The organism is Paraburkholderia sp. BCC1885, assembly GCF_900996235.1.
Lineage (GTDB): Bacteria > Pseudomonadota > Gammaproteobacteria > Burkholderiales > Burkholderiaceae > Paraburkholderia.
This window is the reverse complement of sequence record NZ_CAAJGM010000077.1, coordinates 97759-115642: the sequence shown is the minus strand read 5'-3', so window position 1 is coordinate 115642 and position 17884 is coordinate 97759. Positions and strand designations below refer to the sequence as shown.

The 17884-nt window shown below is 62.7% G+C and carries 19 protein-coding genes; 10 read left to right on the top strand and 9 right to left on the bottom strand.

Going from position 1 to position 17884, the window contains the following annotated elements; all coding sequences use genetic code 11:
• Positions 1-244 precede the first annotated feature (244 nt).
• The 5 genes from FQ755_RS06545 (at position 245) to FQ755_RS06530 (ending at position 3362) form a co-directional block, all read left to right on the top strand.
• Entirely contained in the window at positions 245-1255 is a 1011-nt protein-coding gene (locus FQ755_RS06545; protein WP_144152330.1) for a DUF2891 domain-containing protein, read from the top strand.
• A gap of 121 nt (positions 1256-1376) precedes the next feature.
• Positions 1377-1745: a hypothetical protein gene (locus FQ755_RS06540; protein ID WP_144152328.1), complete on the top strand. Its 369-nt coding sequence runs from the start codon at positions 1377-1379 to the stop codon at positions 1743-1745.
• Between the two features lie 135 nt (positions 1746-1880).
• Positions 1881-2018 (top strand): hypothetical protein, encoded by a 138-nt coding sequence (locus FQ755_RS37195; RefSeq protein WP_186308434.1) that lies wholly within the window; start codon positions 1881-1883, stop codon positions 2016-2018.
• 441 nt (positions 2019-2459) lie between these two features.
• The gene (locus FQ755_RS06535) at positions 2460-2696 is read left to right on the top strand and encodes a class I SAM-dependent methyltransferase (RefSeq protein ID WP_144152326.1); all 237 of its coding nucleotides are present in this window, start codon (positions 2460-2462) and stop codon (positions 2694-2696) included.
• Positions 2697-3083: 387 nt separating this feature from the next.
• Positions 3084-3362, top strand: a complete 279-nt coding sequence (locus tag FQ755_RS06530) for a hypothetical protein (RefSeq protein WP_144152324.1) — start codon at positions 3084-3086, stop codon at positions 3360-3362.
• Here the strand turns inward: FQ755_RS06530 and FQ755_RS06525 are convergent.
• The 7 genes from FQ755_RS06525 to FQ755_RS06495 form a co-directional block, all read right to left on the bottom strand.
• Entirely contained in the window at positions 3359-3703 is a 345-nt protein-coding gene (locus FQ755_RS06525) for a superinfection immunity protein (protein WP_144152322.1), read from the bottom strand. The genes FQ755_RS06530 and FQ755_RS06525 overlap by 4 nt on opposite strands.
• Before the next feature lie 191 nt (positions 3704-3894).
• A complete protein-coding gene (locus FQ755_RS06520) occupies positions 3895-4182 on the bottom strand; it encodes a hypothetical protein (RefSeq protein ID WP_144152320.1) in 288 nt (95 codons plus the stop codon).
• Positions 4183-4396: 214 nt separating this feature from the next.
• Entirely contained in the window at positions 4397-5659 is a 1263-nt protein-coding gene (locus tag FQ755_RS06515; RefSeq protein ID WP_144152318.1) for an ATP-binding protein, read from the bottom strand.
• A gap of 329 nt (positions 5660-5988) precedes the next feature.
• On the bottom strand, positions 5989-7470 hold the full coding sequence (locus FQ755_RS06510; protein ID WP_144152316.1) for an MFS transporter: 1482 nt from the start codon (positions 7468-7470) through the stop codon (positions 5989-5991).
• Between the two features lie 83 nt (positions 7471-7553).
• A complete protein-coding gene (locus tag FQ755_RS06505) occupies positions 7554-8228 on the bottom strand; it encodes a GntR family transcriptional regulator (protein WP_144152314.1) in 675 nt (224 codons plus the stop codon).
• Positions 8229-8308: 80 nt separating this feature from the next.
• Entirely contained in the window at positions 8309-8995 is a 687-nt protein-coding gene (locus tag FQ755_RS06500) for a glutamine cyclotransferase (RefSeq protein ID WP_144152312.1), read from the bottom strand.
• Between the two features lie 76 nt (positions 8996-9071).
• Positions 9072-10292, bottom strand: a complete 1221-nt coding sequence (locus FQ755_RS06495; protein WP_144152310.1) for a helix-turn-helix domain-containing protein — start codon at positions 10290-10292, stop codon at positions 9072-9074.
• 135 nt (positions 10293-10427) lie between these two features.
• Between FQ755_RS06495 and FQ755_RS06490 the strand changes: the two genes are divergently transcribed.
• On the top strand, positions 10428-11213 hold the full coding sequence (locus tag FQ755_RS06490; RefSeq protein ID WP_144152308.1) for a DUF899 domain-containing protein: 786 nt from the start codon (positions 10428-10430) through the stop codon (positions 11211-11213).
• A 36-nt stretch (positions 11214-11249) separates the two neighbouring features.
• Here the strand turns inward: FQ755_RS06490 and FQ755_RS06485 are convergent, their stop codons facing one another.
• Complete coding sequence (locus FQ755_RS06485) at positions 11250-12179, bottom strand: LysR family transcriptional regulator (RefSeq protein WP_144152306.1); 930 nt, start codon at positions 12177-12179, stop codon at positions 11250-11252.
• A 115-nt stretch (positions 12180-12294) separates the two neighbouring features.
• Between FQ755_RS06485 and FQ755_RS06480 the strand changes: the two genes are divergently transcribed.
• Together FQ755_RS06480 and FQ755_RS06475 are read left to right on the top strand one after the other, a co-directional pair.
• On the top strand, positions 12295-12942 hold the full coding sequence (locus tag FQ755_RS06480) for a glutathione S-transferase family protein (RefSeq protein ID WP_144152304.1): 648 nt from the start codon (positions 12295-12297) through the stop codon (positions 12940-12942).
• A 45-nt stretch (positions 12943-12987) separates the two neighbouring features.
• A complete protein-coding gene (locus tag FQ755_RS06475) occupies positions 12988-15084 on the top strand; it encodes a pyridoxamine 5'-phosphate oxidase family protein (RefSeq protein WP_144152302.1) in 2097 nt (698 codons plus the stop codon).
• A gap of 63 nt (positions 15085-15147) precedes the next feature.
• Here the strand turns inward: FQ755_RS06475 and FQ755_RS37190 are convergent, their stop codons facing one another.
• Entirely contained in the window at positions 15148-15285 is a 138-nt protein-coding gene (locus FQ755_RS37190; RefSeq protein ID WP_186308433.1) for a hypothetical protein, read from the bottom strand.
• A 498-nt stretch (positions 15286-15783) separates the two neighbouring features.
• Between FQ755_RS37190 and FQ755_RS06470 the strand changes: the two genes are divergently transcribed.
• Positions 15784-16785: a sugar ABC transporter substrate-binding protein gene (locus FQ755_RS06470; RefSeq protein WP_144152300.1), complete on the top strand. Its 1002-nt coding sequence runs from the start codon at positions 15784-15786 to the stop codon at positions 16783-16785.
• A gap of 93 nt (positions 16786-16878) precedes the next feature.
• On the top strand, positions 16879-17868 hold the full coding sequence (locus tag FQ755_RS06465) for an ABC transporter permease (protein ID WP_144152298.1): 990 nt from the start codon (positions 16879-16881) through the stop codon (positions 17866-17868).
• Positions 17869-17884 lie beyond the last annotated feature (16 nt).

The following is a 17884-nucleotide window of genomic DNA, read 5'->3' as shown; positions in this document are numbered from 1 at the left end:
TACGGCAATCGAAGGCTTAAGGGGAACGCCTTTGGTACAGATTTAACTGTCCGTCGTTAAATGACCGGAGGGCCTTTGCAAATGTGCAACATGCGCGTGCGGGTTGCCACTCGAGTGACCTTCCGCTTATCGAAGATGAAAAAATCAACGACCGCCCGTTAAGCAGGCGAGCGCTGTTCCATCGGCGTGGCCGCTGATATATTCTCCGCATGCGCTTTTGACCCCGCCCCACACGAGGCCCCCAATGACCACCCACTTTACTCCCGCAATCGCGTCGAAATTCGCCAATCTGGCCTTGGATCACCTGACGCGCGAGTATCCGAACAAGCTGACGCACTCGCTCGCCGGTCCGCAGGACGTGCAAAGCCCGCGCGCGCTGCATCCGATTTTTTACGGCAGCTACGACTGGCATTCGTGCGTGCACGGCTACTGGCTGGTGCTTCATCTGCTCGAGCGTTTTCCCGATCTGCCTGAGGCCGCGCGCATCGTCGCCGTGGTCGACCAGCACTTCACCGAAGCCAACGTCGCCAGCGAGCGCGCCTATCTCGATTTGCCGGCCAATCGCGGCTTCGAGCGTCCCTATGGCTGGGCCTGGCTGCTGGCGCTCTCGGCACAGCTCAGCGCGCTAAAACTTCCGCAAGCGGCACGCTGGAATAAAACCTTCGTACCGCTAACTAACGCTTTCGTCGACCGCTTCGAGGAGTTTCTGCCGAAAGCCACTTATCCGTTGCGGGTGGGCACGCATTTCAACATGGCGTTCGCGCTCGCGCTGACACTTGATTTCGCGCGCCAGACTGCGCGCGAATCGTTGGCGGCACTGATCGTCGAAACCGCGCAACGCTGGTATCTGAACGACAAGGCGTGTCAGGCGTGGGAGCCGGCCGGCGATGAGTTCCTCTCCCCTTCGCTAATGGAAGCCGAACTGATGCGCCGGGTGTTGCCGCATGAGCAGTTCGTCGCATGGTTCGGCGCATTTCTGCCCGAACTCGCCGCGCGCCAGCCGGCCACGCTGTTCGCCCCGGTGACGGTCAGCGATCGCAGCGACGGCAAGATCGCTCACCTCGACGGCTTGAATCTAAGCCGCGCGTGGTGCCAGCGCTCGCTCGCCCGCGCGCTGCCCATCGACGACCCGCGCCACGCGCTGCTCAACGAGACAGCCGAACTGCATCTCGACAGCGCGCTCGCGCACGTCGCCGGCGATTACATGGGCGAACATTGGCTGGCCACGTTTGCAACGCTCGCGCTCGAAGCATGACAATGCCCGCCGGTTTCATGTCAGAGGTAAAGGCTCTTCACTGTTTCTGTAAACGGCGGACACAATTGTGGTGGAACTTGGCGCACCCAGTTCTTTCTTATCACTATCAAGGGAGAACATCATGCTTCGCCTGATTGTGGCGCTCGGGGTAATGGCAACTCTGGCCGGTTGTGTGGTTCCGCCTGGTTACGGCTATGGTTATCCAGACTACGGCTATCCGGGTTACGGCGGTCAACCGTACTATCCCGACTACGGTTATGGATACGGCTACGGTTACGCACCGGCCTATGGCTCGGTCAGCATCTGGGGCGGCGGCGGCGGTTGCTGCTATTACGGGCGCGGCGGGTATGGCTACTGGCACGGCTACCACGGCGGCAACTATCACGGCGGCGGCTGGCATGGCGGTCACGGCGGTGGTGGCGGCCACGGCGGCGGCGGTGGTACATGGGGTGGAAGCGGAGGCGGCGGCCATGGTGGCGGCTCGCGCTAACCGGCGCGTCGTTCCATTAAACAACATGGGCAAAATCCCGTCAGATTTTGCATTTCCTTGACAGTCTTGTCATCGTGCTCGGGCTAATATAGCGGACCGTCCACCCACAAGGTCAGTTCGACCGAGGAAACCTCCATGAAGAAGATTTTGCTTGCCCTTACGCTCGCCGCAGTCACTGTTGGCGTCATCAGCCCGGCTTACGCCGACGACCATCACCATCCGGTGTGCCACAAGGTCAAGGTTCATGGTCATTGGCAAAAGCGCTGCCACTAAGACACGCTCGGATCGCGGTGCTCCGGCGCAACTCGCTGTAGCAGCGCGCAGCGGCCTAAAATGCCGCACCGCCAGAACGCCAAAAAAAATGGCCGCAGATTGCTCTGCGGCCATTTGCATATGCGCGGCTTCACTCCACCGCTGTCTCATCAGTGCGCCCAGTCCTGGCGCGGCCCCGTGTTGAACATCCCCGTACTTATGATTAGCAACACTTGGTTACGTTTGGTTACAGTCTAGGCCTTCCGTGGCAGGTTGCCATCATGGTTTTCCTTAATAGGGCAAAACCGGCTTCGCGGACGCCTATTGCCCCGCAACAGCGGTATCAGTGTAATTACCCCCGTAAATCAGACAGCTTGTCATCTGTCCAATATGATCTAAAGTATTAATTAGACAAAACAAAGATGGTGTCAATCCACGCACGGCCACCACGGGGAGTGGGACATGCAAACGCTGATCGATCAGGACATTGCACACATCATGCGTGTGATGAAGCCGTCGTTATGTGGCGATTTCGGAGGTCCCATTTTGCCTGCCGAATACTGGCGCAAACGTCTCTACGATCTGCTCGACGCCCATCACGTCACCAAAACCCAACTCTGCTCCATCGACGACCTGCTTCTGGAACTCGATGAAATCGACGCCGCCATTCTGAACGCCAAGGCCGTCGCCGTGACGTAACGCGTTATGGCGGGCTCGGACACGCGTCGTCACGATGGCGCATCGGGCTGCGTCTGTCATGAGCGGTTCCTGCATCACGGCTGCTGGCCGCCTCCCGCGAGTTGTCCGGGTTCCATGCGCGCGGTATGATTCTTCCCGAATGTCTGGCGCCTGATTCCTATGACTTTTTATGGCCAGCAGGCAAGCCATGCGCGGCGCCCGTTGCTTCATTATCGGGCGCGCCGCTTCGAGCGGGCGCTGTGTCTAAACGCAAACTCCGCTGGAAACGACAACGGCCACTCGAGGTGGCCGTTGGTCTTTCTGCTGCGTCATGCCCGCTTGTCCTTGATCACAGCCAACTGCAATCCGCTGTCATTGCGACGGGCCACAACTTTTTTCTTTACCACCATGGATATCAACAAACAACTCGCCGCTCTCACCACGTCCGAACTGCAAACCGCCGGCGCCAGCCAGGCGACCGCCATCGCCGTGAGCGTGCTGCTTCGGCATCTTCAATCGCCCGATCTGTCGAAGCTGCTGTCGAGCGCCTTCGAGAACCATCAGGCCGTCATGCTGCAAACGCCGTGGCCCGATCAGATGCTGCAATCGTTCGAAGCAACGCGGCGCTTTCTCGAAGGCGCAGCCCGACCGCCTGCCGCCGACGAAACCCCGCGTAGCCCGGATTAAGACTGGCGCGCTGCGACCGTGCGCGAGCGCACCCGCAGCTTGCTGGCCATGCCCCGTTGCGCGGCGCCGCGCACGGCAGCGTGCGCAACCAGCTTGTCGATCGTGACGCGCGCCACAGCGCGCTGCGTCCTTCTGACCAGATGCGTCAGGCGCTTTTCAGTCGTCGAACGGCGAGCCCACACGAATGCTGCAATCCAGCCAACCACCGTCCAGCCCAGCAGCACATTAAATACCGTGATCTCAAATGCGTCGTCGCGATTACGCGCATCTGCTTCGATCGACGGAATCATATAGAGGGTAAAAGCGCCGAGAACGGCTACGCCCTCAAGAATCTGAACCATGACATCACCTCAATTTTCCAACGGCGTGGTTGTGTCGTTAGCGTGGTAAAGGGTATTAACAGCGGGTATTAACCCGCGGTATTAACTTCAGGTACTAGAAACGCGTATTAAATGCCGGCGTTAACGCGCGCGACGGGCCTATCGCTGTGCTTTGACTTCAAAGCATGCTCGACGCCCGCCGCACACATCAATCAATGACCGCGGTAAACGCTGCGCGTGTCGGTGGCAATTTGACGGCTGCCCGATTGCGACGTGGTATCGGCCACACCGCCGTATGAGTTGTCAGCCGCAACGTTGCTGGTGCTGTTCGCGCTGTCGCGTTCGGCGGCCACTACTTGCGCGCTTTGGCCGCGTTGCGAAACCGGCGCGCCCACCGACGGACGATAAAACGGTGCCGGGCCGTAGCCGCTGGCAAAAGCGGGAGCCGCCACGGCCGCGGAAACTGCGACGAGCAAAGCTGCGATCAGTTTGGTTTTCATGATGTGACTCCAACGATATTCGATAACTGGGTGCGCCGCGGATGGCTGGGTGCGGCGCTGCGTTGGAGTCAAGTGTAGGGGAGCCCTATCGAAAGTCTATCTCGATAGGGTGAAATCACAGTTCCCAGATTCTGAACAATTGCTGGAGTCCTTATGCGACGAGCTTGACAGGCTTTTCGTAAGACAGGCGCCGCCGGACTTTGAGCGAAAAATTTCAGCGCGCCGGCAAGATAAGACGGATCCACAGCCCGCCGTCAGGATGATTGCCGAGCTTGAGGCTCGCGCCGCAACTGCGTGCCAGGCGCGCCACCACCGACAGCCCCAAACCCCAGTGCTGGGTATTTCTTTGCGTTGCGCTCAGGCGCACGAACGGCTGGGTCGCGCTGGCCATTTCGCTTGATTTGATGCCGGCGCCATGGTCGCGCACGCTGAGAAGCCAGCCGTCCTGATTGCGCGAGGTCCTGATTTCGATGGGCGGCTCGCCATGTTCGAGGGCGTTGTCGACGAGGTTCGACATCAGGCGTTCGAGCAGCGGGCGCGACATCATGAACTGCGGGCCCGCCTTCAGGTCGCAGGCGAACAGGGCGCCGTCCATCGTGCCGATCATCGAGAAGCGGTCGCGCAGGAAGCCGTCGACGGAGACGAGCTGCTCCGCGCCGTTGCCGCGTCCGGCGACGTCGAGCAGTTGCTGCGCGATATCGGAAAACGAATCGATGTCCTCGACGAACGCCACCCGCTTGTGCCACTCGTTGACCTCGAGCGCGCGGCTGCGCAAACGTGCCGCCTGATATTCCATATGCTGCGCGAGGCCCGCCAGCGCCGCCGCCTGCGCTTCGAGCGCGTCGTTACGGCGTCGTGCCATCTCGTTGAAGGCTTGCACTACCCGGCGCAATTCGCTCGGCCCTTCTTCGCGCACGCTTACGGCGACCCGCCGTCCGCAGGCGGCCTCGCGCGCCGCGTGTGTCACGCTGCGCAACGGTCTTTGCAGACGCAAAAAGCTGAAAAACGCCAGCGCGAGGATCACGACCGACAAGGCCCATTCCGCCATGGCGAAACGCGAATCGAGCGGCCATGCCTGAAGCTCGTCGAACCAGCTCGAATCGTCTTGCAGGCTATCCGGCGCGCGTGACGCCGCCCAGGAAACCGCCACGTCGCCAGACGAGGCATCGCCTGCGTCGCCTGTCCCGGGCGCTTCGTAAACAGCGCGGTGCAGATCGACGATTTTCGGCCGCGCGGCGAGGTCGGGCTTCATCGCGGCGGGAATCAGCGAGACGTGTCCGACCGGCATCGTCGACGGCAACTCGGCCACGTTTTGCAGATCCTCGCCGGCTAACGACCGCCCCGTGACGGCGACGGCCGGCAGCACGCTTTCATCGCTGCCCGCCGCCGGCGCGAAATCCAGCAGCGTGACGCCGGCATGGACCAGCAGCAGCACGAACATCGTCAGCAAAATGGTTCTTACAAACAAGGTATTCAACGATTCCTCTTCGTTGTCAGTCGGAGGTGGCGCGCTGCGGAACGCGCCGCTGATGGATCGGTGGCATCCAGCAGTTAAATTGTTGGCGACATGGGTAAAGAATCCTTTACTGCGACCGTTAACGTTAAGAGAGACAGTGATGCGCGTACAAGAACAGCAAACACCCACGCTCGCGCCTATATTCCCTCACGCCGGCGACATTAGAACCTGCGAATAAGCCCCCTTGGGCGCAAAGTCCTTACACAATCTTTCGTGACCTTTCCGGCGGCAACCAGGGCGTGCGTTTTGCGGAACCCATCGCGCCCAATCGCGCCGCCGCGCCGGTTGATTCAGCGGGAAATCTTCTCCAGTTCCAGGCCTTTGGTACGCGGCCCCATCAAGCCAATCGCCAGCATTACGATCAACATCGCGCCGGAGATGAACACGAACACGCCCACCGTGCCGAAGCCGTTCAGAACCCAGGCAATCAGAAAGGCCGTGAAAATCGCCGAGAAGCGGCTCCACGAATAGACGAAGCCCACCGCCCGCGCGCGGATGCTGGTCGGAAACAGTTCCGACTGATAGGCGTGAAAGCTGTACGACATGATATTGCTGGCGAGCGTGAGGCACACGCCGAGACTCACGAGCAATACGGGACCCGCCGCCTGGCTGAACCACAGCCCGCAGACGATATTCGCCGCCGCCATCACGACGATTACCGTCTTGCGTTCGAAGCGGTCGCCGATAAAGAGGCCGATGACCGGCCCAAGCGGCGCGGCCAACGCGATGACGCTCGAATACATCAGGCTGGTCGTGATCGTGATGCCCTGCTTGATCAGGAGCGTCGGCACCCAGTTCGCGAAGCCGTAAAAACCTACCGTCTGGAACACGTTGAAAAGGGTCATCATCAACGTGCGGTTGCGGTACGGCGGCACCCACATATCGCCGAAGCTGCCGCGCGCGGCCACCGGCATCGGCGGCGCGGGCGGCGGCAGGTCGCGGCCGAATTCGCGCCGCACCTTCGCTTCGAGCGCGCTCATCACGCGGTCGGCTTCTGCGACGCGGCCCTGCTGCGCCAGCCAGCGCGGGCTTTCCGGCAACTCGCGGCGGATCCACCAGACGAACAGCGCGCCATGCGCGCCGATCAGCACCACCCAGCGCCAGCCGTCGAGACCAAGCGGCGCGCGCGGCACCAGCAGATAAGAAAGAAACGCCACCACCGGCACCGCCATGAAGCCGACCGCCTGCTCGCAGGCGAAGGCCCGGCCGCGAATCTGCCTGGGCACCAGTTCCGAAATGTACGTGCCGATCGTCACCAGTTCGACGCCGATCCCGACGCCCGCCAAAAAGCGCCAAAAATTCAGGCCCGTGGCGCTCTCCTGAAACGCCATCACGACATTGGCGACGGTGTACCACAGCAGCGAATACGTGAATACCGCGCGGCGACCGAAGCGGTCGGCCAGAAACCCGCAGGCGATGGTGCCGATGAACAGCCCCGAAAACAGCGCGGCAATGAAGCTCGCCACACCGGTCGTGCCGAACAGGCCGTGGGTGGTAGTCGTCAGCAGGCCGCTTTTGACGAGGCCGGGCGCGACGTAGCCGGTGTAGAGCAGGTCGTAGAGTTCGAAGAAAAAGCCGAGGCTCAGCAGGACGACGAGCTTCCAGATGGCGCGCGTCGCCGGCAACCGGTCGAGGCGCGCGGAAATCGTTCCGGCGTCGAGTGCTGCGATGCTGGCGTTACTGTGTGGGCCGGGCGCGTGGACCGGCAAGGCGCCGTGGACGCCCGCGCTGGATACAGCCGTGCCGGACCCGGCTGGTTCAGGTGATGCCATGTGGTTCCCGTCTGCGTTGTTACCCGCTTGTTACCTGCTTGTTATGCGCTTCTTATCAGCTTCTTGTCATTATGCGCCGCGCCTTAATCGTCCCGCTCCGCGTCGAGCATCCGCATGGCCGCTTTTTCCGCATTGGCGACGTGCAAACGTGCCGCTGCTTCCGCCGCCTCGGCGTTACGCGCCTTGAGTGCCTTATAGAGCTTGTCGATTTCCTTCAGGCTGGCGGGCAGACGCTCAGGGTGCATGAGCGACGTCGCACGCAGCAGATTGACGCGCGAGTAGAGGCTCGTGAGCATCTCCTTGATCAGCCCATTGCCGCAGTTATCCAGCAGCACGTCATAGAGATCGGTCTTGGCTTTGAGCACCGCGTCCTGACTGCCGGATAACGCCGCGCTCTTCAGCGCCTGGGCACGTTCGCCGAAACGCGCGATCGACGCATCGTCGGCATGGCGGGTAAATTCAGCCGCCGCATAACCTTCGAGCAGGCCGCGGATCGCATACAATTCGGCCGCTTCCTGCTTCGAGATTACCGCGACGGTGGGTCCTTTATGCGGCACGATGCGTACCAGCTTTTCGGCTTCGAGGCGGCGCAGCGCTTCGCGCACCGAGGTCCGGCTGACGCTCAGCGATTCACACAGTTCCCGCTCGATCAGACGCGCGCCCGGCGCAAACCGCCCGGACATGATCGCCTGCCGCAGTACGTGTTCCACCTGATGACGCAGCGTCTCCGGTCGCACCAACTCCATTTCTGCCGCCATGATTGTATTCCCGTCTGACAATGTGCATGGGCAGTATGGTACTCGAATACCTGTGCTTTAAGAAACGATGTGTTGCTGATCTATTCGCTTTTGAAGTCTTCGGAGCAATCACCGTCACTACGCGCCGCCACAGCGCGTTTTGGCCGCCGCACCCTCCTCACCGTGCCGCGATTTCCCCCACCGCAGAAGAACTGATCGGCGCCGTCGGATTCGAGTCCTGAGATACATGCACCCGGCGGCATCTCCAGACTCTCCAGCACGGCGCCGCTTTGAGGATCGACGCGCCGCAACTCGCTATGCTCGCTCTCCCAGGTGCCGTGCCACAGTTCTCCCTCGACCCAGGTGACGCCCGTGACGAAGCGGTTCGACTCGATGGTGCGCAGAATCGCGCCGCTTTCGGGATCGATCTGGTGGATCTTGCGCTCACGATACTGTCCGACCCATAGCGAGCCTTCCGCCCACGTCAGCCCCGAATCGAAACCACCGCCGGGCGCGGGAATCGTCGCCAGCACGCGGCCGGTTTGCGGATCGATCTTCTGGATCTGCTTGTCGGCGATCTGAAACAGATACCGCCCGTCGAAAGCCGTGCCGGCATCGGCAGCCACTTCGATCGACTGGAGCACTTCGCCGCTCGCGGGATCGAAGGCGTTCAGCTTGCCGCCGGTCGCAATCCATACGCGCTGGCCATCATAGGTGACGCCATGCACGGCGTCGACGCCCGGAAAGGGTCCATATTCACCGACAATTTCAGCCGCAGACCGCTTCATGCATCCTCCTTGAGATTGAATCGTGCGAAACGCCGCGCTTAAGGCGCACCGGTATGCGACGAACGACGCCTGCATGCTACTCACCCGGCAACGGAACGGGGAGTAACAAGGTCGTCGCGAACCCGGTCAAAGAGGAAGCCGTCCAGCGACGCGCCCGTCCGAGTCCGAACGACTGCGCCTTGCCCGCCTGCGCGAGCCCATCGAGCGCGCGCTGCACGCTGCGCTGGCTGGCGCCCAAAGCCAGCGCGAGCGCCGAACTCGACCACGACTCACCGTCGGCGAGCAGAGCCAATACGCCCGCGTGGTCCTCCTCGACGGGCCGCTCAAGCAGCGCCACCTCCGTGCCGTTGTGCGGCGCCAGCACGAAGCCATGCCGCGTCGCGGACACGCCGGCCATCGGCGTGAGCAGGTTACGAAGCCGCCCGACTTCGACGCGCAGACGCGCGCGATGCGACTCATCGGCGCGCTTCGCGCGAAACGCCCGCGCCACCAGCACGTCGCGCGGTACGTCTGCCGGCCACGCCTCGGCCAGCGTGCGCGCCAGCACGAACAGTACGGGGCGCCGCGCGAGCGACACCACGCCATGCGCGTCACGCACGACGCGACGGCAGGCATCGACGACCAGCACCTGCGACGCGAATAACGCTTCCACCTCTTCGAGCATCACCAGCCGCGCCTCGCCACGCAGAGTCAGACGCGCCGCAGGCGTGCTCAAAGCAAGCGATGCGCTTTCGACCTCCGCCACCAGCGCCGCAATGCCCGCCTGATGCGCGGCCAGCCCGGCGCGGGCGAGCGCTGCACGCGCAATCGCCGTCTGCAGACGACGCAGGGCGATACCGGCTACGGCCAGTTCGTGAACGGCTCGCAATGCAGGCGGCAAGCGCGCGGTATCGAGACCGGCGAGCATGCGCCCGGTCTCCTCGAGACGCCCGATCAGAAGCTGGCGCCGCACTTCGAGATAGCGCGCATGCATGGCGTTGACGTAGTCGCCATGGGCTTCGAGCGTGGCCTGCGCGGACTCCAGCGCCTTGGCCGGCCAGTTGAGGTCGCGCGAAGCGAGCGCGATTTCAGCCTCGGCGATCACACATCGCGCGCGGGAAACCGGCTCCCTCGCACCGAACGCGCGCTCCGCGCTGCGCAATAGCGTCTTCGCTCGCGTCAGATCACCCAGTTGGGCCATCGCGATACCACGCAGCGCGAGTGCCGGCGGGTCGTCGCGTAAGGCGACGCGCTGCAGTGCGCCGAGCGGGTCCCCTGCGGCAAGCGCGCGCGCCGCGGCCGTGACTAGCGAGTCCATGCTTTATCTGAATGCCGCCACATATGTCACTCCCATGCTTCGAGGTGCTGGAACTAATCTATCACGATCGTTCAACCCCTCATTGCATCGGAATGCGAACGAACGGCACAGGACACCTAACTTAAGGAGCGAAACATGACCACCACGCACCCAAGCGGCACGCGCGAAGAATGGCTCGCCGCCCGTCTCGACCTGCTCAAGGCAGAAAAGGAACTCACGCGCCGCAGCGACCAAGTGGCGCGGCAACGTCAGGCGCTACCGTGGGTCCGGATCGACAAGACCTACCGTTTCGAAACCGAACGAGGCCCAGCGACGCTGGCGGATCTGTTTGCGGGACGTTCGCAACTGCTCGTCTATCACTTCATGTTCGGGCCGGATTACAAGGCGGGATGTCCGTCGTGCTCGTCGATTGCGGATGGTTTCGACGGCATCGCCGTCCATCTGGCGCATCACGACGTCACGCTGCTCGCGGTATCGCGCGCGCCGCTGGCGAAATTGCTGGAATACCGTCAGCGAATGGCTTGGACGTTTCCATGGGCGTCCTCGCACGGTGGCGACTTCAACTTCGATTTCAATATCGCGTTTACCGCGGAGCAGCAGCGCAGGGGCAGCGTCGACTATAACTATCAGCGCGGCGGTCATGCGATGGACGCGACGCCGTCGCCCGAGCCCGTTGCGCAGTTCGCGGCCACTTGCGGGACCGATCCGCTCACCTATGCGCGCGACCGGCCCGGCATGAGCGCATTCGTGCTGGAAGACGGCGTGATTTATCACACGTATTCCACCTATGGGCGCGGCGTGGATGGCATCTGGAGCATGTATCAGTGGCTCGATCGCGCGCCCAAAGGGCGCAACGAGACCGGCGTGTGGTGGTGTCGTCATGACGAATATGAGCGGCGCCAGGCTGAGCCGAGCGTGTGATACGCAGCGCTCTTCGCATACCACTCGCACCGGCGTCTAGACGCCCGCCGTGTCCGCCGCATCCACCGTACCGAGATGCGCCTTGAGGGCGTCGATAAACACCCGCACCTTCGGCGCCGGATAGCGCGCTGACGGAAACAGCGCGTGAATGCCCGCTGGTGGCGTGGACCACTGCGGCAGCAGGCGAACCAGCCGCCCCGCGGCGACATCGTCCGCGACCGCGAAGTTCGTCAGCGCCGCGACGCCGCCGCCCGCCAGCGTCGCCGCCCGGCAGGCCGGTGCGGTATCCGCGATAAAGCCCGCGCCGAAACGCACGCTGCGTTTGCGGCCACTGGCGTTTTCCAGCGCTACCGTCAGCGGCGTGGCCAGCACCGCCATGCCGACGAACGGCAACGCGGCGAGCGCCGCGAACGTCGTCGGCGTGCCATGCGTTTCCAGAAACGCGGGACTCGCAACCAGCCAGCGCACGAAATTGTCGACTTTTACCGCGCGATGACTCGAATCGGCAAGGCGTCCTAACCGGATGGCGACATCGATACCCTCTGCCAGCAGATTGACGAGGCGGTCATTCGACACCAGCTCGACGTTGAGCTCCGGGTGTTGCTGCCGCAGCGCCACCAGGACGGGCGCGACCACAATTGCCCCGTAATCGACCGGCGTAGCGACGCGCAGTGTGCCCCGCAGGCTGCCGCTACCCTGCTCTACTAACTGCAGCGCCTCGTCCGCGATGCTCAGCATATGCCGGCACGCTTCGTAGAACGCGTTGCCCGCTTCGGTGACGCTGACCCGCCGGGTGGTACGCACCAGCAGGCTGGCCCCGACTTCCGCCTCGAGCCGCTGCATATGCGTGCTGACCATGGTCTTGGCAATGCCCAGCCGCTCCGCCGCAGCCGTCAGCGACCCCGCTTCGATCACCGCCACGAACACCTTCAGGCGGTTGAGATTCACATCACTGGCGCTGGCCATTCATTGTTCACTTTGAGTGGAAAGAGTAATTCCGATTATCCGCCTTCTCAGACTATCCGGCGAGGCTTAAGCTACCTGCACTTACCACAGGTCTATTTGCTTCAAGGAGCACTCCATGTCGTCTTCCAAGCCCGCTCAGCCGATCCGGTTGCACACGACGCTGCTGTCCGGTCACGGACATCGCGTCAAACTGTTCCTGACGCTGCTCGACCTGCCATTCACCGTGATCGAACTGAATATGGCTGCCGGCGAACAGCGCTCGCCCGCGCATCTGGCGCTCAATCCGTTCGGTGAAGTGCCGGTGATCGAAGACGGCGATGTGGTGCTGAGCGATTCGGCTGCCATCCTCGTGTACCTCGCGCGCAAATATGCCGATGCCTCGTGGTTGCCGCAAGATCCGCTCGGCGCGGCCCACGTGCAGCGCTGGCTGTCGTTCGCCGCCGGCAAGATCGCTTACGGTCCATGCGCCGCGCGCCTCGTCACCGTGTTCGGCGCGCCGTATCATCTGGAGACCGCGCAAAACATTGCAGTGAATCTTTTCAAGGTGCTCGAAAGCGAGTTGCACGACAAGCCGTTCGCGATTGGCCTGACGCCGACCATCGCCGACATCGCCGCGCATTCCTATATTGCGCACGCACCCGAAGGCGGCGTCTCGCTCGAACCGTACCCGAATATCCGCGCGTGGCTCAAGCGCATCGAAGCCCTGCCGCGCTTCCTGCCGATGCCCGCCAGCAAGGCCGGCTTGCTCGCCGAGACAGCATAGGCCGGCATGTCCGCTATCCCCCACGTTCCGCATCAGGAGTTCATCATGTCCTCCCCCGCTCCTGCGTCAGGCTGGCGCGCTGCCGAGTCCCCCTTTCACGCCGGCGAACTGGCCGCGCAGGAACGGGTGGGCGTGCGGGAGCGGATGAACGTCGATGCGCGCCGTGGGATTCGCGATTACATGCCGGAGCAGCACCGCCAGTTCTTTGCGGAACAGCCGTTCATGGTGTTGAGCGGGCTGGATGCGAGCGGGCAGCCGTGGGCTACGCTGCGGGTCGGCGAGCCGGGTTTCGTCTCGACGCCGGATGAGCACACCCTGCGTATCGCCGGACGCAGCCTGCCGGGCGATCCGCTCGCGGGTGCATGGCAAGTGGGTGGACTGATCGGCGGCCTGGGCATCCAGCCGGCCACGCGGCGGCGCAATCGCGTCAATGGCGTGATAACTGCTATGGATTCCGAATCATTCACGCTCAGCGTAAGTCAAAGTTTCGGCAATTGCGCGAAATACATCCAGGGACGCGTACCGACGTGGGTGGCGTCCACGCCTGAAGAAAGTGCGGTGTCCGAATCGTCCGAGGAACTCAGCGACGCCGACCGCGCGTTGCTTGCGCGTGCCGACACCTTTTTCATTGCCAGCGCCAATCCCTCCACCGAAGCGGGCCTCGCACGGGGCGCGGATGTATCGCACCGCGGCGGCAAGCCGGGCTTCATTCGGGTCGACGATGCGCACACGCTGACGACGCCGGATTTCAGCGGCAACCTGTTCTTCAATACGATCGGCAACCTGATTCAGGATCCGCGCGCGGGCCTGCTTGCTATCGACTTCGAAAGCGGCGATCTGCTGTATATCGCCGTGGTTGCCGAGATCATCTGGGACGGCGCCGAGCTGGCTTCCTTCACGGGCGCCGAGCGGCTGATGCGCTTTCACGTGCGCGAAGTTCGCCGCACGCCGCGCGCGTTGCCGTTTCGCTGGTCCGCCGTGCAATACGCGCCGCAACTAGCGAAGATGGGAAGCTGGCAAACGGAGGGCGTGGTTTTGCCGCCCGTTGCGAGCAGCTGGCGCAAGATGAAAGTGATCGACGTGAAGGACGAAACGCCGACGGCGCGCTCGTTTTATCTGCAACCGGTCGACGGTTCCGCGCTGCCCCAGTTCGAACCCGGCCAATTTTTGCCGATCCGTCTGCAGGTGGCGGGGCTCGACGCGCCGCTGCTGCGCACTTACACGCTCTCCGATGCGCATAACGGCAAGCACTTTCGCATCACCGTCAAGCGCGAAGGCGCCGCGTCGACGTGGCTGCATGAGCAGATCAAGGTGGGCATGGAAATCGACGCGAAGCTGCCGGGCGGTTCGTTCACGCTGAATCGCAACAGCCGCCGCCCGGCGGTTCTGCTGTCGGCGGGAATCGGCATTACGCCGATGATCGCGATGCTCAACGCCTTGCTGGCCGATACGCACGCGACCACGCAGCCCGAGCACGTCTACTTCATCCACGGCGCACGTCATCCGAACGAACATCCATTCGCGGATGAGTTGAAAGCGCTCGCGCAGATCCACCCGAATTTGTCTGTTTATTTGCGCGACAGTCAGCCTGCCGAAGACGGCACGACGCGTGCCTCGCATTCAATGGGAAGGGCAGACGTCGATTTTCTCAGGCAGGTATTGCCGTTCGGCGATTACGACTTCTATTTGTGCGGTCCCGGCGCGTTCATGCAGGACCTCTATACAGGACTGCGCGCCCTCAATATCGTGGATGAGCGGATTCGCTTCGAGGCCTTCGGACCGGCCAGCGTGAAGCGCGGCGCCAACGCGCTTGCGTCGACGGCCGAGGTCGTTCCGCTTGAACGGACACCGCGTGACCCGGCGCAGGCCTCGAAAGTCGTGTTTATGAAGACCGGGCGCGACGCGCTGTGGTCGAAGGAAGACGGCAATCTGCTCGACTTCGCCGAAGCGAATGGTCTGACGCCGCCGTCATCGTGCCGATCCGGCACCTGCGGAACCTGTTCGACGCGCGTACTTTCAGGCGAGGTGAAGTACCTCCAGACGCCTGACGCGCCGATCGAGCCGGGGCATGCATTGATCTGCTGTTCGATACCGGCACGGACCGGCGCGGACGAAGCGTCCAATCTCGTGCTGGATCTCTGACTACGGTTTCAGCGTGCCTCTCGCACGCGGTGGGCGTGTGCGAGAGGCACAACCGGGCAGCGCTTAATTCGGGCGACGGTGCGCTTCGGCAATGATCGCGCACGTCTGCAAATGCAGTTGCAGCGCGCGGCGAGCGACGGCAATAACGCGGGCAAACCAGCCATTGGTGGCCGAGGCGGAAGTAGTGGTGATGTGGCTCATGAGATGCTCCGGGTCGAGCTAGGGTTAACTACCTAGGTAATAACCCTATTATAAACCGATCGTGCCGCAGCGCAACAAAACAAAAAAGAAATCGCTACTCAGGATGGTTTAACGCGGACTGAAGAGGTGGGATGCGGCCATCCTTACAAACGCATAATGGCGCGATCCGCGCCATAAATTTGCCGAGCCGTCTCCAGACTTACCCCAATCCAGCAATGGAAATCCCGCGTCGCATCAATTCTGTGACGACCGCCCCAGCCAAGCCAGAGCGGGCAAATCAGGTGACCGACGCCAGCCGCATTGCACCAATTCCCTTGTCTTGACTCCCCGGATTCGCCCTGCTGTACTAAATAAACCAAAGTGATTTAATCGAAATTGGCCCCGGCGTGGATCGGTGGATCCGGGTCACGAGGCCACAAGAGGCGCGCCCAGTGCCCGTCAGCTATTGAATCGACCGCAGTCCATAACATCGTCGTCAATCATCAGGAGGAGCGTCCCATGAATCTGAATTCCCGCGAGCATCCTGTCGCCCGTCGCATCGTCACCCTCTGCGTGGCGGCCTCCGCCGTATGGTGCACGAGCGCCAGCCAGGCGGCCGACCAGGCCGCCGTCGGCCTGATCACCAAAACCGACACGAACCCGTTCTTCGTGAAGATGCGCCAAGGCGCGGAAGCCGCCGCGCAGAAGGACGGCGTCAAGCTGCTGACCGCCGCCGGCAAGTTCGACGGCGACAACGCCAGCCAGGTCACCGCAATCGAAAACATGATGACGGCTGGCGCCAAAGCGATCCTGATCACACCGAGCGACACCAAAGCCATCGTGCCGAGCATCAAGAAGGCCCGCGCCGCCGGCGTGATGGTGATAGCGCTCGACACGCCGACCGAGCCGCAAGAGGCCACCGATGCCCTCTTCGCCACCGACAACTTCAAGGCCGGCATCCTGATCGGCCAGTACGCGAAGGCGGCGCTCGGCGCCAGGCCGGCGAAGATCGCCACGCTCGATCTGGCGCCGGGCGTTTCGGTGGGCGTGCTGCGGCATAACGGCTTCCTGCAGGGCTTCGGCGTGAAGGAAGGCGATCCGGCCATTGTGTGCAGCCAGGACACGCGCGGCGATCAGTCGAAAGGACAGACGGCAATGGAGAACTGCCTGCAAAAATCGCCGGACATCAACGTGGTCTACACCATCAACGAACCGGCCGCGGCGGGTGCGTATCGCGCGCTCAAGGCGGCAGGCAAGGACAAGGACGTGATGATCGTGTCGATCGACGGCGGCTGTGAAGGCGTGCGCAACGTCAAGGCCGGCGCGATTGCCGCAACCTCGCAGCAGTATCCGCTGAAGATGGCCTCGCTCGGCGTCGACGCCGGCGCGGAATATGCCAAGACCGGCAAGAAGGTCTCAGGCTACAAAGACACCGGCGTAACGCTGATCACCGACAAGGCCATGAACGGCGTGGACAGCAAGGACACCGCCTTCGGCCTCGCCAACTGCTGGGGTCAATAAGCGATCCTAAGCATCCGGGAGACCCGCGCACGACTCTCCCGGCGATTTGATGCGTGGCCGCCGCGCTACGCTTTAGCATCGAGGAAACACATCATGTCGACTCCCTCTGCGCCGGCTGACGGCCATCGCCCCCTGTCCGAGCGCCTGCCTTCGCTCGCCGAGATCGGCCCGCTCATTGCTCTCGTGCTGGCCTGCGCGTTCTTCATCTCGCAGAGCAGCCGCTTCCTGTCGTTCCAGAATCTCTCGCTGATTCTCCAGCAGACCATGGTGGTCGCCGTCATCGCCATCGGCCAGACGCTGATCGTGCTGACCGGCGGCATCGATCTGTCCTGCGGCATGGTGATGGCCTTCGGCTCGATCATCATGACCAAATTCGCGGTCAACCTCGGCGTGCCGCCGGTCCTCGCGATCGTCTGCGGCATTGCTGCCAGCGCGCTATTCGGCGCGCTCAACGGTACCCTGATTACGCGTATCAAACTGCCCGCGTTCATCGTCACGCTCGGCACACTGAATATCGCTTTCGCGCTCACGCAGATCTACTCGAACGCAGAAAGCGTCTCGAATCTGCCCGACGCCATCATGTTCCTCGGCAACACGTTCAGCATCGGGCCGGCGCAGGTGACCTACGGCACCGTGCTGACGCTGCTGATGTATCTCGCCACCTGGTTCGTGCTGCGCGACACGGTGCCGGGCCGGCATCTCTACGCACTCGGCAATAACGCCGAAGCCGCACGCCTGATGGGGCTGTCGTCGCAGCGCATCCTGCTCACCGTCTACACCCTGGCCGGCGCGATCTACGGCATCGCCGCGCTCCTGTCCGTGTCGCGTACCGGTGTGGGCGATCCGCAAGCGGGTCAAACGGAAAACCTCGACAGCATCACGGCGGTCGTGCTGGGCGGCACCAGCCTGTTTGGCGGGCGCGGCTCGATTGTCGGCACCTTGCTCGGCGCGCTGATCGTCGGCGTGTTTCGCAACGGGTTGACGCTGATCGGCGTGTCGTCCGTGTATCAGGTGTTGATCACCGGCATGCTGGTGATTCTCGCCGTCGCTGCCGACAAGCTGTCTCACCGCGGCGCTCGATGATCCAGAAGGAGCCTGT

Bases quoted from the DNA above. Each gene is read 5' to 3' on its own strand.
- FQ755_RS06520 (WP_144152320.1), bottom strand. From the start codon at position 4,182: ATGAAAACCAAACTGATCGCAGCTTTGCTCGTCGCAGTTTCCGCGGCC.
- FQ755_RS06535 (WP_144152326.1), top strand. From the start codon at position 2,460: ATGCAAACGCTGATCGATCAGGACATTGCACACATCATGCGTGTGATG.
- FQ755_RS06485 (WP_144152306.1), bottom strand. From the start codon at position 12,179: ATGGCCAGCGCCAGTGATGTGAATCTCAACCGCCTGAAGGTGTTCGTG.
- FQ755_RS37195 (WP_186308434.1), top strand. From the start codon at position 1,881: ATGAAGAAGATTTTGCTTGCCCTTACGCTCGCCGCAGTCACTGTTGGC.
- FQ755_RS37190 (WP_186308433.1), bottom strand. From the start codon at position 15,285: ATGAGCCACATCACCACTACTTCCGCCTCGGCCACCAATGGCTGGTTT.
- FQ755_RS06510 (WP_144152316.1), bottom strand. From the start codon at position 7,470: ATGGCATCACCTGAACCAGCCGGGTCCGGCACGGCTGTATCCAGCGCG.
- FQ755_RS06480 (WP_144152304.1), top strand. From the start codon at position 12,295: ATGTCGTCTTCCAAGCCCGCTCAGCCGATCCGGTTGCACACGACGCTG.
- FQ755_RS06530 (WP_144152324.1), top strand. From the start codon at position 3,084: ATGGATATCAACAAACAACTCGCCGCTCTCACCACGTCCGAACTGCAA.
- FQ755_RS06465 (WP_144152298.1), top strand. From the start codon at position 16,879: ATGTCGACTCCCTCTGCGCCGGCTGACGGCCATCGCCCCCTGTCCGAG.
- FQ755_RS06525 (WP_144152322.1), bottom strand. From the start codon at position 3,703: ATGGTTCAGATTCTTGAGGGCGTAGCCGTTCTCGGCGCTTTTACCCTC.
- FQ755_RS06545 (WP_144152330.1), top strand. From the start codon at position 245: ATGACCACCCACTTTACTCCCGCAATCGCGTCGAAATTCGCCAATCTG.
- FQ755_RS06500 (WP_144152312.1), bottom strand. From the start codon at position 8,995: ATGAAGCGGTCTGCGGCTGAAATTGTCGGTGAATATGGACCCTTTCCG.
- FQ755_RS06490 (WP_144152308.1), top strand. From the start codon at position 10,428: ATGACCACCACGCACCCAAGCGGCACGCGCGAAGAATGGCTCGCCGCC.
- FQ755_RS06540 (WP_144152328.1), top strand. From the start codon at position 1,377: ATGCTTCGCCTGATTGTGGCGCTCGGGGTAATGGCAACTCTGGCCGGT.
- FQ755_RS06470 (WP_144152300.1), top strand. From the start codon at position 15,784: ATGAATCTGAATTCCCGCGAGCATCCTGTCGCCCGTCGCATCGTCACC.
- FQ755_RS06505 (WP_144152314.1), bottom strand. From the start codon at position 8,228: ATGGCGGCAGAAATGGAGTTGGTGCGACCGGAGACGCTGCGTCATCAG.
- FQ755_RS06495 (WP_144152310.1), bottom strand. From the start codon at position 10,292: ATGGACTCGCTAGTCACGGCCGCGGCGCGCGCGCTTGCCGCAGGGGAC.
- FQ755_RS06475 (WP_144152302.1), top strand. From the start codon at position 12,988: ATGTCCTCCCCCGCTCCTGCGTCAGGCTGGCGCGCTGCCGAGTCCCCC.